The following is a 1,118-nucleotide window of genomic DNA, read 5'->3' as shown; positions in this document are numbered from 1 at the left end:
GTGAAGCCTCAGCCAGTTCTCTTCCACGCTCATGAACGCACGCTACCCAACGAGCCTTTTCGAGGGTGTCAGTTTCAGAAGACGACTGCACTCTCGGCGAGAGCATCACTACCGCTCATGGATGTCTCTTCACAAGGGACCTTCGATGAGTTCGAGCAGCTCCGCGAGGAGTCGGTCGGCTCGGTCCTCGATTTCGTCGAGGGCCGATGTGACACTGCCGAGGGTGTGGTGTGCGTGTTTGCGGGCAGCGATTCCGTGTTCGTAGTAGTCGTCGCCGAGCGGCTCTATAGCATCCGATTGCGTTGTTGAGCTGTTGTTTTCGGGGCTCTTTCGTTGGGGTGGGTGGATGTGTCGCGGTGCCTGACCGGATAGGTGCGCGGCGGTGATGTCGGCTACTGCGCGAGCGGTGAGCGGCGTGGCGGTCAGTGGGGTGTGGCCCCATCGGTCGATCGGGGTCAGTAGCGGCCGCTGATCGGCCGGGTCGATGCGTCCGTCGTGTCCGGTGAGTTCGTTGCCGTCGCCGGTGTCCATGAGGCCCGCGAGCATGTGGGTGCTGAAATACCGGTCCGAGAATCCGAGAACTTCCATCCACCGCCGATACACCCGCGCCGGGGAGGCCCCGGCTGCTACGAGCCCCGGCGGGATCACCGCTACACGGTCGACCGCGTCGACGTGTAGGGCATCGGTGACAGGATCGGCGGTGACGTCGCAGATACGCAGCGCCGCGATCTGCGTGTACGTCAGTCCGGTAGGAGCGAGGGTGAGGATCATGGCGTCGCGGCGGGCAAACAACGCTGCCGGCCAACCCGTTTCGGGAAGCCGTGAGATCACCTCACCGGTACGGGCGGCGAGATTGTCGAGGCGTGCCCTGCGCGTCGCGTCAAGGGCGGCGCGGATATTGTCGCTGCGCCCCGGCGCCGGGAAGCCATAGCGGTGATGGGCTGTGTCGATGACGGAGATACGCCGGCGCTGCGTGACCGTACCTGCGGGGTGGGAGGAGAGGAACTGGGCCAAAAGTTCCGGCGCCATCGGCTTCCTGTGGCTCACGGTGCTGGCCTCCGCCTTCACCCCCCTCATCCTCTACACCGTCGTATCCGCCACCGACGGCATCACCGAGG

General features: G+C 64.8%; 1 protein-coding gene. It reads right to left on the bottom strand.

The window, feature by feature from the left end; all coding sequences use genetic code 11:
* Window positions 1-129 precede the first annotated feature (129 nt).
* Window positions 130-1,068 carry a hypothetical protein gene (locus ABT116_RS49135; RefSeq protein ID WP_351648110.1) on the bottom strand — a complete coding sequence of 313 codons (939 nt, stop codon included), beginning with the start codon at window positions 1,066-1,068 and terminating at the stop codon, window positions 130-132.
* Window positions 1,069-1,118: the final 50 nt, after the last annotated feature.

The organism is Streptomyces sp. NPDC002130 (genome assembly GCF_040296465.1).
Taxonomy (GTDB): Bacteria; Actinomycetota; Actinomycetes; order Streptomycetales; family Streptomycetaceae; genus Streptomyces.
The sequence above is the reverse complement of the archived record's forward strand: the minus strand, read 5'-3'. Positions and strand labels throughout refer to the sequence as shown.